Annotated in this window: 11 protein-coding genes; 6 read left to right on the top strand and 5 right to left on the bottom strand. The window is 53.8% G+C overall.

All coding sequences use genetic code 11. The features are described 5' to 3' along the window. Window positions 1-43 precede the first annotated feature (43 nt). The gene (gene rpoC / locus WCK51_13295; protein MEI7577863.1) at window positions 44-4,765 is read left to right on the top strand and encodes a DNA-directed RNA polymerase subunit beta'; all 4,722 of its coding nucleotides are present in this window, start codon (window positions 44-46) and stop codon (window positions 4,763-4,765) included. Window positions 4,766-4,840: 75 nt separating this feature from the next. Here rpoC and WCK51_13290 read toward each other — a convergent pair whose 3' ends face one another. The 3 genes from WCK51_13290 to WCK51_13280 form a co-directional block, all read right to left on the bottom strand. Beyond that, window positions 4,841-5,245, bottom strand: coding sequence for a helix-turn-helix transcriptional regulator (locus WCK51_13290; protein ID MEI7577862.1), 405 nt, complete (start codon window positions 5,243-5,245; stop codon window positions 4,841-4,843). Then, window positions 5,242-6,150 (bottom strand): DnaJ C-terminal domain-containing protein, encoded by a 909-nt coding sequence (locus tag WCK51_13285; GenBank protein MEI7577861.1) that lies wholly within the window; start codon window positions 6,148-6,150, stop codon window positions 5,242-5,244. The genes WCK51_13290 and WCK51_13285 overlap by 4 nt, the downstream gene beginning before the upstream one ends. A gap of 252 nt (window positions 6,151-6,402) precedes the next feature. Next, window positions 6,403-6,537: a hypothetical protein gene (locus tag WCK51_13280; GenBank protein MEI7577860.1), complete on the bottom strand. Its 135-nt coding sequence runs from the start codon at window positions 6,535-6,537 to the stop codon at window positions 6,403-6,405. Between the two features lie 291 nt (window positions 6,538-6,828). Between WCK51_13280 and WCK51_13275 the strand changes: the two genes are divergently transcribed. Continuing rightward, entirely contained in the window at window positions 6,829-7,689 is an 861-nt protein-coding gene (locus WCK51_13275; GenBank protein MEI7577859.1) for an HDOD domain-containing protein, read from the top strand. Window positions 7,690-7,775: 86 nt separating this feature from the next. Here WCK51_13275 and fusA read toward each other — a convergent pair whose 3' ends face one another. After that, window positions 7,776-9,875, bottom strand: a complete 2,100-nt coding sequence (gene fusA / locus WCK51_13270) for an elongation factor G (GenBank protein MEI7577858.1) — start codon at window positions 9,873-9,875, stop codon at window positions 7,776-7,778. 182 nt (window positions 9,876-10,057) lie between these two features. Between fusA and ispG the strand changes: the two genes are divergently transcribed. From ispG to radC, 3 genes are all read left to right on the top strand, one after another. Then, the gene (gene ispG, locus WCK51_13265) at window positions 10,058-11,365 is read left to right on the top strand and encodes a (E)-4-hydroxy-3-methylbut-2-enyl-diphosphate synthase (protein ID MEI7577857.1); all 1,308 of its coding nucleotides are present in this window, start codon (window positions 10,058-10,060) and stop codon (window positions 11,363-11,365) included. A gap of 84 nt (window positions 11,366-11,449) precedes the next feature. Then, window positions 11,450-12,616 carry a PEP-CTERM sorting domain-containing protein gene (locus WCK51_13260; protein ID MEI7577856.1) on the top strand — a complete coding sequence of 389 codons (1,167 nt, stop codon included), beginning with the start codon at window positions 11,450-11,452 and terminating at the stop codon, window positions 12,614-12,616. Between the two features lie 61 nt (window positions 12,617-12,677). After that, window positions 12,678-13,337, top strand: a complete 660-nt coding sequence (radC, locus tag WCK51_13255) for a DNA repair protein RadC (protein MEI7577855.1) — start codon at window positions 12,678-12,680, stop codon at window positions 13,335-13,337. On the opposite strand, the gene WCK51_13250 is transcribed toward radC, so the two are convergent. After that, window positions 13,315-14,376, bottom strand: a complete 1,062-nt coding sequence (locus tag WCK51_13250) for a TlpA disulfide reductase family protein (GenBank protein ID MEI7577854.1) — start codon at window positions 14,374-14,376, stop codon at window positions 13,315-13,317. The two genes, radC and WCK51_13250, sit on opposite strands and share 23 nt — an antisense overlap. A 50-nt stretch (window positions 14,377-14,426) precedes the next feature. Here WCK51_13250 and WCK51_13245 point away from each other — a divergent pair, with 50 nt between their 5' ends. Further along, entirely contained in the window at window positions 14,427-15,032 is a 606-nt protein-coding gene (locus WCK51_13245) for a haloacid dehalogenase (GenBank protein MEI7577853.1), read from the top strand. Window positions 15,033-15,039: the final 7 nt, after the last annotated feature.

Here is a 15,039-nt window from a genome sequence, read left to right as displayed (position 1 = left end):
CTCACTCGCAGCTTTACAGAAATAGGAACACGAAAAGGAAATTATGGCAGCCGTTAGTCTGTTCGACAAAATCAAAATTGGAATCGCAAGCCCGGAGGACATCCTCTCATGGACGCATGGGGAAGTCAAGAAGCCGGAGACCATTAACTACCGGACCTTCAAACCAGAACGAGATGGCTTGTTCTGTGAGAAGATTTTCGGACCAGTCAAGGACTGGGAGTGTTCGTGTGGTCGTTACAAAAAGATCAAATACAAGGGAATTGTGTGCGAACGCTGCGGCGTTGAAGTCACACGAAGCAAGGTCCGACGCGAGCGAATGGGCCACGTCGAACTAGCGGCCCCTATCTGCCACATTTGGTACCTCAAGGGCGTTCCATCACCTCTCTCGCTGATCCTTGATATCTCTCCGAGGCTGCTTGAGAAGGTTATCTACTTCGCTAGCTTTATCATCATCGACATCGAGTCCGAGCAGATTCAGGAGCTTCTTCCTGAGATTCGCAAGGCCGTCGAAATCGAAAAGATGCACATGCAACTCGGTATGCGCGAGCTTGAAGAGGAATCTCTGAGCCGCCTCGCTGAGGACATGAAAAACAACGGTGACGAGTACGACGAGGTTTATGTTCGGGAGCGTTCCAAAGCGGTCAACGACCGAATCAAGGCCGAGTATCGCGACTGCGACGACCGAATTAAGGATCTTGATATTGCGGTCGAAATTCTTGGCAAGCTTGAGCGCAACCAGCTCATCGACGAAGATAAGTACCGAGCTGTCTCGAAGCTTCTGGATGGTGTTGGTATGCGCATGGAGCGCGATCTTCGCCCGCTCGTTCGCGCCAACATTGGTGCAGACGCGGTTAAGGAGCTTCTCCATAAGGTTGATCTTGAGTCACTAGCTCGCCAGCTTCGACAAGAGATCGTCATGACCACGTCGCAACGACGTGCTCGTGCGATCAAGCGACTTGAAGTCGTTGAGGCGCTCATAGGCTCCAAGAGCCGCCCAGAGTGGATGATCCAGGATGTTGTTCCAGTCATCTCTCCCGAGCTTCGCCCAATGGTCCAGCTCGACGGTGGTCGCTTTGCAACCTCGGACCTCAACGATCTGTACCGACGCATCATCAACCGAAACAACCGGTTGAAGAAAATCATCGAGATTCACGCGCCAGAATCGATCATCAACCACGAAAAGCGACTTCTTCAGGAAGCCGTCGATGCGTTGATCGATAACGGTCGCCGTGCTCGTCCGGTTGTTGGCTCTAACGCTCGCCCGCTCAAGTCGCTCAGCGACATGCTCAAGGGTAAAGAGGGTCGCTTCCGAAAGAACCTTCTTGGTAAGCGCGTTGACTACTCCGGTCGATCGGTTATCGTCGTTGGCCCTCACCTTAAACTGCACCAATGCGGACTTCCGAAGGAAATGGCTCTGGAGCTCTTCAAGCCGTTCGTCATGAAGACTCTGGTTGAAAAGCGCATTACGCAGAACATCAAGACTGCAAAGCGCATGATTGATCGAATGCACCCGGCGGTTTGGGACGGCCTCGAAGAGGTCATTAAGGAGCATCCGGTCCTTCTGAACCGCGCTCCGACGCTTCACCGACTCGGTATCCAGGCTTTCGAGCCAATCCTTGTTGACGGAAAGGCGATCCAGCTTCACCCGCTGGTTTGTAACATGTACAACGCGGACTTTGACGGTGACCAGATGGCTGTTCACGTTCCGCTCTCCTCGGAAGCTCAGGCCGAAGCCCGAGTTCTGATGCTCTCGACGCAGAACCTGTTCACTCCTTCAGACGGACGTGCCACCTGTGCGCCAGTGCAGGACATCGTTTTGGGTAACTACGCCCTGACGTTCATGTCGATTGAAGGTAAGGCCAAGCTTGAGAAGCAGATCGCTGATCACAAGTCGAAGCCCGAAAAGAACCCGGCTCCCTACATTTACGCTAACCCCAATGAAGTCGTATTCAACCTAGAATCACCTTCCGTAGAGAAGAAACTTCAACTCAACGAACCGATCTTGGTCCAGCTCACTCGCCCGGTCTTCCGACCAGACGACGAAGTTGCATTCCGAGATGGAGTAACCGGTCAGGAGTACCAGAACGTCACATCGCTCGACGACGACGGAAAGGAGTTCACCGAAATGGAAGCTCTGGACATGGAGTACGAGAACGTGATTCGCATGATGACCGCCGGACAGGTGATCTTCCATGCAGCGCTCCCTTGGCCGCTCCGCTACTCCGAGCCGCTTCTCAACGTTGAGTTGACGAAGAAAGCCCTTGCCGACATCATTCTGGTGATTCACAAGCGAGCTGGCGTTGGAGCTACCATTAAGTTCCTTGACGACATGAAGGACACTGGCTTCAAGTGGGCAACCAAATACGGTCTCACGGTCGCCATCACCGACATGGACCCGCCTGCTCGCCGAGACGAGATCATCAAGGACGCAGATGACCGATCAAACAAGATTCTTGGTCAGTTCCGCCGAGGAATGCTCGCGTTTAACGAGATGCAGGGCACGCTGGTTAAGCTGTGGCAAGAAACCTACGACGTTATCGGTAAAGAAATCGTCCAAGGCCTCACCCAGTTCAACCCGCTCAGCATTGTTACCGTTTCCGGTGCACGTGGTTCGATCAAGCAGCTTGCGCAGCTCTCCGGAATGCGAGGTCTGATGTTGAACCAGTTCAACGAAACGATCTATGAGCTTCCGGTTAAGAACTCGTTCCACCGAGGTTTGTCGATGCTTGAGTACTTCGTCACCACCCACGGTGCACGTAAGGGACTTGCCGACACCGCGCTCCGAACCGCTGACGCTGGCTACCTCACTCGTCGACTTTGCGACGTCGCACAAGACGTCATCATCAAGGCCGATGACTGCGGAACCGCCGAAGGAATGACTGCGCACCGCATCGTTTCGATGGGAGAGCAGATCGAGTCGATCGGTGACCGAATGGTCGCACGACTTGCTCTTTCGGTGATCAATGACCCTGAGACCGGCGAGTCGCTGACTCAGTATCAAGCACCAATCTCGGTTGAAACCAGCAAGAAGCTAAACGCGATCGAGAAGAAGTTCTATGCGGCTGTCGAAGGCGCAAAGGACGAAAAGGCTCGGGACAAGATCGTCAAGAAATACGTCGAAGCTGGCTTCGAGATGACTGATCACGGTCTGCTCGCGGCAAAGGTTCGATCTCCTCTCTATTGCGACCTCATCCAGGGCGTCTGTTCCAAGTGCTACGGTATCGACCTTTCGACCAATAAGTTGGTCGAAGTCGGTGTCTCGGTCGGAATTATCGCCGCACAGTCGATCGGTGAGCCGGGTACCCAGCTCACGATGCGTACGTTCCACACGGGTGGTGTTGCGGGATCGGCCACCATTGCTCGAACGAACCAGTATAAGACTGGTAAGTTCATCCGCCAGTTCATGGAGGACTTTGCGATGGCGACCGACAACGACATGAAGGTCTTTGACCCAACGAAGCTGCTTGCAACTCAAGAAGGCATCGTCAAGTCGCTGTTCCAGAACCCAGAAGTCGCACCGATGACGATCAACCAAACTCCGATTGAGGAGATTGAGGATCCGAAGGCGAAGCGAAAGGCTGAGCGATTGAGCAAAGCCGCTGCGAAGGCCGCTGATAAGAGCGATAGCGATAGCCGCAAGCTGTGGGAGAAGTCACGAAAGACGTTCTTCTACTCTTGGACTGGTGAATCGTCCGGTATCGTCCGTGTCGAAGAAATCTTTGAAGCACGACGACAGCCTCGTGGTAAGGCGATCATCTGCCCGGTCTCGGGTGTGGTCGAAGATATCCGCGAGTCATCGTTCGGTCGATTCGTGGTCATCAACGCAACGGTTCCGGTCACCGGACCGCTGAAGGATGCCTACGTAAGTGACATGCAGAACTGGCCAAAGGACAGTAATGGCAGCTACGCTGGCGGTCTCCATAAGGCAGTTGGACAGAAGCTCACCACAGCGATTCTCGCGATCCTCCGAAAGGCCGAAGTGACCGAAGTGAACGTGATCTACGCGATCCTGGTTCCACCGCTCGGAAAGCTTCCGGTCGAAAAGGGAACTCGGATCATCAAGGGCGACCCGCTCACAGAAGGTCCTCGCGATCCGCACGAGGTTCTGGAACTTGCCGGCGCGGCAGCGGTTCACGAGTACTTCGTTGAGAACCTGCAGAGCGTTTACAAGAGCCAGGGAGTTGACGTTAACGACAAGCACGTTGAAGTCATCATCCGCCAGATGATGCGAAAGCGACAGGTTAAGGAGCCAGGCGATACGCCTTACCTCCCTGGCCAGATCGTTGACCGATTCGCGTTCGCCAAGGCAAACGACACGGTCAAAGAAGCTGCTCGATCCGGTAAAAAGATTAAGTACGTCGACCCGATCACCGGTGAGAACGTGGAGCGCGATCCTAAGGAAGCAACCGCAACCTGGATTCTCCTCGGTATCACCGAAGCGTCGCTCGCAACAGACTCCTTCCTCTCCGCCGCATCGTTCCAAAAGACCACTCGCGTTCTTACGGAAGCGGCGGTCCGAGGAAAGAAGGACTACCTGGTTGGCCTCAAAGAGAACGTCATTCTTGGTCGCCTCATTCCTTCGGGAACGGGTGTCAAGGAGTATCGAGAGATCGATGTCAATGTCCAGCGCGGATCGTGGGCCGAGCAATCGCTCCAAGCCCTCGTCGAATCCGACGACATGGAGTTCGATGACGAGTTCGAGAGCCTCAACTTCCCATCGCTATCCGATATGGCTAGCGAAGAAATCAGCCTCGACGAAATCTAATCGTCGTCGGCTCGAGACAAAGCGGCACCTGCATAAGCAGGTGCCGCTTTTCGTTTTTGGGGCGCTCAAATCGAGTTATAGCTCGCTGCGATTTCGGATAATCACATTTGGTACGGGAAGGAGAGATTCATCCTTTCTGATCGGCATGTTTGAGTTCGTGAACATTGCGGTGATTCTCCTTTCCGCTTCGGCGGCATACTCGTTCATCTGCTGCTCCATATCATTCCGCATCTCTTCCATGTCATCGAGCAGCCGTAAAATAATTTCTACCCCCGCAAGGTTTACGCCTAACTCTTGAGTAAGCCGTTGGATGCGTCGAACTCGCATGATGTCGAGCTCTGAGTACAAGCGGTTCTTTGCTCCTGCTCGAGACGGAATCACCAAACCCAGCCGTTCATATTGCCGCAGAGTTTGGGGGTGAACATTACAGAGTTGCGCGGCAACGCCGATCATGTAGACCGGCTGGTTCTCTTGTCTCATTTCGAAACCTCCAGGTCACGAAGCTCGGAGAGCAACTGTCGTTCGTGTTCCGAAAGACTTTTCGGTACAGTGATCTTGATTCGGGCCATCAAATCAGTTCGGCCACCAGACATTCTGGAGATCCCTTGACCTGACAGCCGAAAAGCTTGTCCACTTTGAGTTCCAGGTGGAATCTTCATCGAAACAACACCCCGAAGGGTGGGAATTTTGATCTCGCCTCCGAGCGCAGCGATGGTGTAAGACACCTGGACATCGGTTTCTAGGTGCTCACCCACCATTCGGAATTTGTCGTTTCGTGCCCAGCGGATCAGCACGTAAAGATCGCCGGCGCGTCCGTTCGCTCCCGCATGTCCCTTTGAAGGAACCCGCAGTTTCTTCCCATCCGGAATCCCTGCAGGAATTTTGACTTCGACCTTTTTGGTAGTTGGCACGGTGGCAATGTCGCCACGAGTGCGCTGGGCATCCATGGTTTGGTAAGTCAACGTACGGGTAGTGCCCGCATCAATGTCTTCGAGGGAAATCTCCACTTCTCGCTCAATGTCGCGTGGCTGCGCAGCGTCGTAATCCTGCATTCGGAATCCACCGCCGCCCTGGCCACCGAAGAACTGCTCAAAAATTGATCCGAATCCCCCCATTCCGCCGAAATCCGCGCCGCCGAAATCCGCTGCGCCTGGATTGTTTCGCACAGCTTCCCAGTTCGAGCCGTACTGATCATAGAGGGATTTCTTCTCTGGATCAGACAGAACCTCGTAGGCCTCGCTTGCTTCTTTGAATCTTGCTTCAGCTGATTTATCGCCCGGATTGACGTCGGGGTGATACTTCCGAGCCAATTTGCGATAAGCGGATTTGATCTCTTTCTCATCCGCTCCCCTCGGAACACCTAGTATTTGGTAGAAGTCTGCCATGATCGTATCACCTTCAATTATATGAGTATATGACGCTCAAGTCACTAGGTCTGTTGCGAATATTCGTCGCCCAAATCTGGAGCAACACCCAAACGGTCAGGCGAAAATTTGTCGAAGAAACTAGTGACCTGCGTTCGATACTATGAGGTTCACATCGTGAAAAGTGAAAACCTTGTAGGACTTGCCGTAAAAATTGATCGAGTTCCGAGCCAAATCATACATCTTAGAAGTAGCATTGCTCTAGAAGCACGACTACGCGTAGGGCATCGCGATTCCCACCCGATTCAATTCGTATTGACGCTTCTTTGCTTTTGGAGTTGAGACTTGCTTATTGCTATCTCGCCGTACCAGGCAGCTCCATAGGAATCCATCCACGTAACGATTCATGCCAGTTCAATTGGATCTGTCGATTCGAGTGACTGCAGGTATAGCCTTGCAAATCGTTTAGGTCGAAGTTCAACCACATTGATTCACGCACCAGCAAGTGTGTGCCGTCATGCCTGATTTGGGGAAACCTCGGACCGCTATATCTACTAAATAGGCAACGAACAGGGCACGAATCAACGATCTGGGTTCAATAATGTGCCGAGAGTCGAGATAAAGATGGTGTTCCCTGAATCTGGATTTGGTGTACCGCCTAAGAATCTGCTTCCGATCAACCAACACTTAAATCAGTTCGTGGACCTTCAGCTGCTTATTCTCAAAATATCTCGAAGCGAGAACCTGCCAGTTCTTCCAACTGTCGTAGTTCAGATTCTGAAGCTCTACGAAGACCCCAATATATCTTCCAGAAGCTTAGAGCACATCATTGAGCAGGACCCAGCAATGGCTGCGAAGGTCTTGAGGGTTGCGGGTTCGTCGATGTACGGATTGAAATCCGTCACAACCGTCAACCGTGCACTCAGCGTGCTCGGAATGAACACCTTACGCTCGATTGCCATTTCGCTTGCTTATCAACAGATCTTATCGGGCAAGCATGTGCGTCCAGCGTTTGATCACCTAGCTCTTTGGCGCCACTCATTGGCAGTAGGGATTGGTGCAAGGGGATTGATGCGCTACGTCAACATTGGGCTCGCTGAAGAAATGTACGTTGCAGGATTAATGCACGACATCGGGATCTTGACAATGGATCGATTTGCTCAGCCCGAGCTGGTACGAGCCGTGCAGACCGCAAGCGCGAAGCGAATTCCTCTGCGCGAGGCGGAACTCATGGTTAACGGATTTGACCACACTCAAGTAGGCGGCTACCTAGCCGACAAATGGAAACTGACTCCGATGATGGCTAACGTCATCAAATACCACGACACGCCGGAAGAAGATGAAATCACCACGCAGTCAACAATTGTGGCTGCCGCTGCAAACCACCTAGCGTATCACTGCGGTTTTCCGGCCATGCCCGGACTTCCTGGCTGCGAGAATGGCGAAGCATATCTCTCCAGCCTCGGACTCGAGCAAGAAAAGATCGATGCCGTGTCCACTCAGATCATGGTGGAAGTTGACGCCGCCGACGAGGCGATGGGCGGCGCAAGAGCAGCGTGAATTGGCGCCGGAAGTTGAAAGTCGGAAGTTAGCTTCCGATGGATTCTTTTGATCCGCCAATTACCGTCTTTCAACATCCAACCAGCTCAGTGCACCTCCGCCCCTTCTGCCCGGTGCTTCGCGTACTCGGTGACCAACGCTTGCTGATCCGGATAGGGAAGTTCCGCGTAGTGGGCGAAGTGTTGACGGAAGCGGCCGCGTCCCTTAGTAATAGATCTGAGTTCTAAGGCGTACTTGGTCATATTTGCCATGGGAACCGTCGCCCGGATTCGGCTCTTTCCCGCTGAGATGGGATCCATTCCGAGTAAGTGGCCTCTGCGCCCATTAAGATCACCGACGACGTCGCCAACGTTCTCGTCGTTGACGTCCACTTCTACTTCTAGGATCGGTTCCAGAACGACCGCGTCGGCCTTGCCAAAAGCCTCGCGGATTGTCAGTGCTCCTGCGGTCTTGAATGCCATCTCACTGGAATCTACATCATGATATGAGCCGTCGTAGACGGTGACCTTGAAGTCTGTTGCGGGGTTTCCGCTCACGAAGCCGTGCTCCATTGCCTCCCTAATCCCTTTCTCGATTGCCGGAATGAAATTCTTGGGGATTGCTCCGCCTACAACTTTGTTCTCGAATACAAAGCCTTCGCCGCGCCCAAGCGGCTCGACTTCGATATGGCAGTCGCCGAACTGGCCCTTGCCTCCCGTCTGCCGTTTGTGGCGGCCCTGCGCTTTGGCTTTGCTTCGAATCGTCTCTCGGAATGCAACTTTAGCTTCGCTGATCGTGACGCTGACCCCGAACTTCGATTTCAACCTTTCGATGATCGAATCGAGGTGGATGTCTCCCATGCCTTCAACAATTTCTTGGTGTACGGTTGAATCCCGGAATGACCGGAAGGTCGGATCCTCATCCATGAGCTTTGCCAGGGCTCCGGGAAGTTTGTCTTCATCGGCTTTGGTGACTGGCGTGATTGCGATTCGGTAGATCGGCTCCGGAAGGTGGATTGGTTCGAGCAAAACTTTGGTCTTTGTGGAGGCCAGAGTGTCTCCCGTGTGGGTGTTGGTCAGTTTTGCAACCGCACAGATGTCCCCCGCGCCGACGATTGGCGCGAGTTCTTGCGTTTTGCCATGAGGGAAAAAGAGGTTGTGAATCCTCTCGTCAGTCTCGCGATTCACGTTAGCCAGGTGATCGTCTTGCCGGATTGTGCCGTTGAAGACCCGTAAAAAGTTGATCTTTCCGACGAATGGGTCCGCGGTTGTCTTGAAGCAAAGTGCAGCGGCTGGTCCATCGGGCTGATTCATTGCAATGGCGGGGTCGCCAGACTTGTGAATCGAAACTCCCATCGCATCCTTCGGGGCATCAGTTGGGGATGGAAGTTCGTGGACGATATGGTCTAGCAGGGTCATGACCCCGATTCCGCTGAGCGCCGAGCCGAGCATGACTGGCACGACCCGTCCGTGCTCAACTCCGACGAGGAGACCGTGCTCGACTTCGTCTTCAGTCAGATCCTCGCCTTCGAGGTACTTCATCGCAAGATCGTCGTCGCCTTCGGCGGCGGCGTCCATCATCTTTTCTCGCCGGTACGCAGCATCGTCGGCATAACCACTCGGGATGTCTTCGATCTCGATTCCCCGATCTTTGCCTCTGTAGACCTTCATTCTCAGCAAGTCGAGTACTCCGGAGAAGGCGGCTTGGTGGCCGATTGGCAGCTGGACTCCGACGACTGCTCGGCCGTAGCGCTCGTGCAGGGTCTCCATTAAGCCATCGTAGTCGGCATTGTCTCGCTCGAGCTTGTTTACAAAAATGCACTTGGCGAGTCCGTACTCCTCGGCAACTTCCCAGGCGAGTTCGAACCCTACATCGAGGTCACGCTTTGCGTCAACAACCAATATGAACGCTTCGACCGCCCGGGCGACGCAATGGAGTTCACCAATGAAATCTGGGTATCCCGGAACGTCGATCAGGTTGACCTTGGTGTTCTGCCATTCAATCGGCAGAACAGAAGAAGATAAGGAAATCTTGCGCCTGATCTCAAGCGGGTCGTAGTCGCTTTGGGTGTTTCCCGCTTCGACTGAGCCGACTCTATCGGCGGCGCCTGCGGTGTAGAGCATGTGCTCCACGAGCATGGTCTTTCCGGAACCTCCGTGACCAACAACGGCGATGTTTCTGATGTTTTCGGGCGTATATCGCTGCACCTAGTTTTCCCCCTTTTGCAAGGATTTATCGTTAGGGCGGCGTCGAGACCGGGGTGCCCGTGGTGGTTACCCAGCAAAGGGAACCTCGGGGACGGCGTCGTCTTGTTTTCAATATACGCCGCTGTCGTTTGATTTGGAAGAAGATTTTATCAAAGAAGAGAAAACTTGGGACGTGTCAAACTATGGATAGGCCTATGAATCTCGACACGACCTATCCTCGGCGAAAGACGACCCCATGCCGTATCGGGCCACTGACTATCGGCGCCGGACACCCGGTCATGGTTCAGTCGATGATCACTGAAGAGACTCGAAATGTCGAGGCATGTGTCGAGCAGATTATTGATCTCCACCGTTCGGGTTGCGAACTGGTTCGGGTGACAACCCCCTCTCTTGGCGAAGCCGAGTGTTTGGAAGCCATACGAGCGAAGGTGACGGAGCAGTACCAGTATGTGCCTCTCACCGCTGACGTTCACCACCAAGGGACCGACATTGCTGTCGAAGCTGCGAAGCATGTCGACGAGATTCGTCTTAATCCTGGGCTGTTCGTTTTTGTAAGACACGGGTCGCGAGCGAAGAAAGCGGTGGGTGACGCAGTTGACGTTCGCGGAAGGGAAGGAGACGAGGTTGCTCGGTTGCGAGAGGAACTGGCCTATTCCTCGGACGAATCCTCACAAGAACTTGCCGCCATCGAGGACAGCTTGGTTCCCGTCATCGAGGCTTGTAAGAAGTTCGACCGGGCGATGCGAGTCGGCGTGAACCACGGCTCCCTTTCCGAGCGGTTGCTAGTGACCTATGGAGATACCCCGGATGGAATGGTGGAGTCAGCACTCGAATATCTTCGGCTTTGCGAAAAGCACGGTTATACAAACCTCAATATCTCGTGTAAAGCTTCGCGAGTTCCCGTCATGGTCGCCGCGAATCGCCTCATGGTAAAGCGAATGGCGGAGGAAGGAATGAACTACGCGATGCACCTGGGAGTAACCGAAGCGGGGGATGGCGAATACGCTCGAATCAAGTCCACGGCTGGAATCGCGACTTTGCTGATGGAGGGAATCGGAGACACGATTCGAGTTAGCCTTAGTGAGGATCCGAAGAATGAGATTCCAGTTTGCTACGACATCCTCCAGTCCCTCGGCTTGCGGAAAACCAAGGTCGAGTACATTGCGTGTCCATCGTGCGGGCGAACAAAGTTCAACCTTCCAATCGTTTTGAATCAGGTTCGAGAGGCGACGAAGCATCTTGTCGGCTTGGATATTGCCGTCATGGGCTGCATTGTAAACGGCCCGGGCGAGATGGCGGATGCCGACTATGGCTACGTGGGCGCGGCCGGAGGGAAGATCACCCTCTACCGGAAACGTGACGTTGTAAAGAACAACATTCCGCAGGAGCGTGGGGTTGAGGAGCTCATTGAATTGCTTAAGGCTGATCACAAGTGGGTTGAGCCCGAAGGTGGGCTGAAGATTGCCCAGCCTATTCCTGTACGAGGCTGAAAACCTGGTAGTGAATCTAACACTTTGCTTTAGGTTTTCGGGATAATCAGTGTATCAAGGGCGTTCCTTGAAGAGTTTTTGATTATGTTTAGACGAAGCAGTCTCCTTTTGGCACTCGGTGGTCTTTCCGCATCGGCACTTTCTCAAGTTAACCTCTACATGGTTGGACAGGTTGACTTGTCCTCCACCGCAGTGGGGGCGAATGCTCAATTCATCGGATCAAATCCGAGCGCCGTGGCATGGAACGGTTCCACAGCCTACGTCGGAGGCTACAACGCTGCGGGTGGTACAGCGAACACAGCAATCGCTCCGGTAACGGTGAGCTTATCGCTCAACGGCCTAAACCAGGCAACAGATTTCACATCAGCCGGAGCGTTTGGTACTTCATTCGGAGTCTTCAGCACGGCGAACACTCGAGGTTTCACTCAACTTGCTGTCAAAGGCAACACTCTGGCAGCGAGTCTTGACAATGGTGCTGGAAGCGTCAACAGTGTTCGCGCTTTTAATGCTACGACAGGAGCTCTAAATTGGGCGACGGGCGGCGGCACTCCAGATGCTACTCGGAGAGGAAACGGGGTCGGTTTTGATCCAGGGTTCTTAGGTGGCGGATCCAATGTAGGGGTGGCATATCTCGGGATCGGCGGCGGTCGACGTCACTTGATGGATGAGACGACTGGTGGATATATAAACGGCCAGAACGCTGGTGCCATCATCAATGCAACCGCGGCTCCGGTGACTGGTGGAACCACATGGCGCGGAATGGCATTTTCCAGCAACGGAGACCTGTATGCCCGAAACGGAAACGCCGTTACCAAAGCTGTCCGGAGTGCCGATAACAACTTCGGAGGTTCGAGTTCCATTATCTACACGCCTGGAACCTACACAACAGGCGTTGATAATAACAGCCTCGCCTATGTCGAGGCAGGAGTCAATTCGTTCTTGATTTTCAACGACAGAACGTCCGGCTCTTCTGGACAAGCAGCTTCCTCCATTCTAAAGGCCATTTCCAATACGGGAAGTTCCCTCGCTTTGAACTTGTTCGACATGAACAGCTCCGCGCTCAGTTTGGCGAACGGAAACGGTGCCTACGGCTTCTCGTATGCCGCATCAAACCAAACTCTGGCAGTCACCGACTTTGCGAACCGACAACTCTATGTTTTCTCGCTTAACCAGCCAGTTCCCGAACCAGCTAGCATGGCTGCTCTCGGACTCGGAGTCCTTGGGCTCCTCAAGCGACGAAAGAAAGCCTAACTAGGCAGTTTCGAATCAAAACCATAGTCCCGATGCCTGCATCGGGACTATTCTTATTGAGATGGCATCCGAAACTCTCGCACGACTCAAGACGCTCGGGATGCAAGCCATGCTTCCGATGGAACTTCTTGCATTTGCGGTGAGCAAGAGTGACGATGAAGTTGACCGCTGGCTTGGGGTTTCGCGAGAAATGATGCTAGCTGGGAGGAAGCTCCGAAAGTTCGCCGATCTCTCCGCGGACGAACTGCAACGTGCTTTCGACTTAGACGAACCAACTGCCAAGCGGCTCGTTGCGATGTTTACTCTGGGCCGAAAAGTCGGTGTTGCCGGCAAAGGGGAACTAGAGATCGAGACCATCACCGACCCACAAGATGTTGCCGACCTACTCGACGATCTCCGGCATGAACGGCAAGAACACTTTGTCGCAATCTACCTCGATTCCAAGAGTGTGATCTTGCGGGTCGCGACCATCCATATTGGGACGGCCAACGCATCCATCGTCGGCCTCCGAGAAATCTTCCGCGAAGCCGTCCGCGAGGGCGCCGTGAGCCTGATTGTGGCCCACAACCACCCAAGCGGTGATCCCGAGCCCTCGACTGAGGACATCGAGGTCACCGCGAAGATCAAGGAAGCTGGTCAGTTGCTCGACATCCAGCTACTAGATCACGTCATCATCGGCGAGCGCAGATTTGTCAGCCTCAATCGACAGAAGTTGATGTAAGGCCGGGTAGGGCATTGGCTTGCTTTCGCTTCATCTCGATATTCTTGGGAATGTCCGGAATGTCCTTTCCGTTCGCATCGTAGGCTTTGGTCGCCAAGTCGACGGCGGTCAAAGCCTCCGTCTTGAGCTTGGAGACGACGAAGTAGTTAGCGAGGAAGAAGTACACCATGGGGTCCTTGATGCCTTCCGTGGCCAACAACTTCCTCGCAGCCTCCAGTGCAACCTGGTTCTCGAATCTTACATAGGTGAGGCTGATGGAGAGTTTGAAATATTTCTTCTTCTCAAACAATGATGCGATGAGAGCTTCACCTTTTGGCGAATCGGCTCGTAGCAGGTATTTCAACTCCCAGTCAGATGCTAATCCCCAATACTTCGGATAGTCTGTCTTAAGCTTTTCGAAGGCCTGAATACCCTTGGTCGGGTTCGGTTCATCGAGCTGCGAATCGACGACGTAGAGGAGTTGGTTGAACGCCCGCTCCCGGAGTCCCTCGTCGCCAGTTTCGACGTAAGCCTTGCGCGTTTTCGGAAGATCGTGCGATCCTTCGCGCACGGCCCTCAACGTTCTGGGGAGATCCTCGGGGTGACCGATCCACTGGATGACTCCATCTTTGGCCAAAATGGTAGTCGGGATTTGGCTAATTGCAGCTGGAGTGATCCAGTTCTTCGAGATGAAATCCTTCTTGTCACATGCGACGTTGAACTTCATCTTGTCTCCCATACCAGCCACGAAAGAGCGCAGCTTTGCAGACGTGATGTCACGCTCCAAAACGCTCAGCCCAACGACGTAGATATCCGGATTAGCGGCGGCGAGCGCGGACAGTTCTGGCATCATCTCCTTGCACGGTCCGCACCATGTCGCCCAGAAGTCGATGATCGCGATGCCCTTGTTGATGTTCTTTGGTGGGGCACCCTTGAGCCACTCCCCCACCCTGAGTGCGGGAAGTTTGTCTCCTGGGGCGAGTCTGACCTTCTCCTGTGGGAATACTGCAGTCGCCGTCAGGAGAAGAAGGGAAGATAGGGCAAGTGGTAACCTTCGCATGAGTCTAGATACTCGGCAAGTTGCCGACCTAGTTCCATTTTGTAATAACTATGAGTCACTGGGATGAACTGAGGTCGGACGCGCAAGCGATGCACGAGGCAAGAGAACAGGTTCTTGTACGGTGCCGCAAACTTGGACAACTTAGCGCAAAGTCGATCCGGCATGTGCATCGGCATCAGTTTGATGAGGCTAGTGCTTTGCTAGCCGAAGCTCAGGCGGAGGCAGGCGCGGTCAGAGAGTTGTTGTCCGCCCAACCCAATCTCAATCCGTCCTACCTCCACGATACCGAGAAGGAAATGGTCGAAGCGGCGTGCGTTCTGGCGATTGTTTTGGACAAAGCACTGCCATCGCCCAGCGAACTGGGAGCGCAGACGATGGCCTATCTCCACGGTGCGTGTGAGGCCGCCAGCGAGGTGCGGCGGTTTGTCTTGGATCTAATTCGGGAAGGGAAGATGCCCGAAGCGGAGAGAATTCTTGCTCAGATGGACGGAATCTACGAAGAACTCGTCACATTTGACTTCCCAGACTCACTAACCAACGGACTCCGCCGTGCGGTTGACGCCCTTCGGGCGGTTTTAGAGCGAACTCGGAGCGATCTCACGTTAACCGTCAGTCAGCAAAACCTCATCGCCGAACTCCGACGTGAACGAAGCTAGACCGTTT

The sequence above is a fragment of the Armatimonadota bacterium genome, assembly GCA_037138755.1.
In the GTDB taxonomy this organism is placed as follows: Bacteria; Armatimonadota; Fimbriimonadia; order Fimbriimonadales; family Fimbriimonadaceae; genus Fimbriimonas.
The sequence above is the reverse complement of the archived record's forward strand: the minus strand, read 5'-3'. Positions and strand labels throughout refer to the sequence as shown.

Coding starts and splice junctions, on each gene's coding strand:
- ispG (MEI7577857.1), top strand. CDS start 10,058: ATGGATAGGCCTATGAATCTCGACACGACCTATCCTCGGCGAAAGACG.
- WCK51_13250 (MEI7577854.1), bottom strand. CDS start 14,376: ATGCGAAGGTTACCACTTGCCCTATCTTCCCTTCTTCTCCTGACGGCG.
- WCK51_13260 (MEI7577856.1), top strand. CDS start 11,450: ATGTTTAGACGAAGCAGTCTCCTTTTGGCACTCGGTGGTCTTTCCGCA.
- WCK51_13245 (MEI7577853.1), top strand. CDS start 14,427: ATGAGTCACTGGGATGAACTGAGGTCGGACGCGCAAGCGATGCACGAG.
- WCK51_13290 (MEI7577862.1), bottom strand. CDS start 5,245: ATGAGACAAGAGAACCAGCCGGTCTACATGATCGGCGTTGCCGCGCAA.
- WCK51_13285 (MEI7577861.1), bottom strand. CDS start 6,150: ATGGCAGACTTCTACCAAATACTAGGTGTTCCGAGGGGAGCGGATGAG.
- radC (MEI7577855.1), top strand. CDS start 12,678: ATGGCATCCGAAACTCTCGCACGACTCAAGACGCTCGGGATGCAAGCC.
- rpoC (MEI7577863.1), top strand. CDS start 44: ATGGCAGCCGTTAGTCTGTTCGACAAAATCAAAATTGGAATCGCAAGC.
- WCK51_13280 (MEI7577860.1), bottom strand. CDS start 6,537: ATGAATCGTTACGTGGATGGATTCCTATGGAGCTGCCTGGTACGGCGA.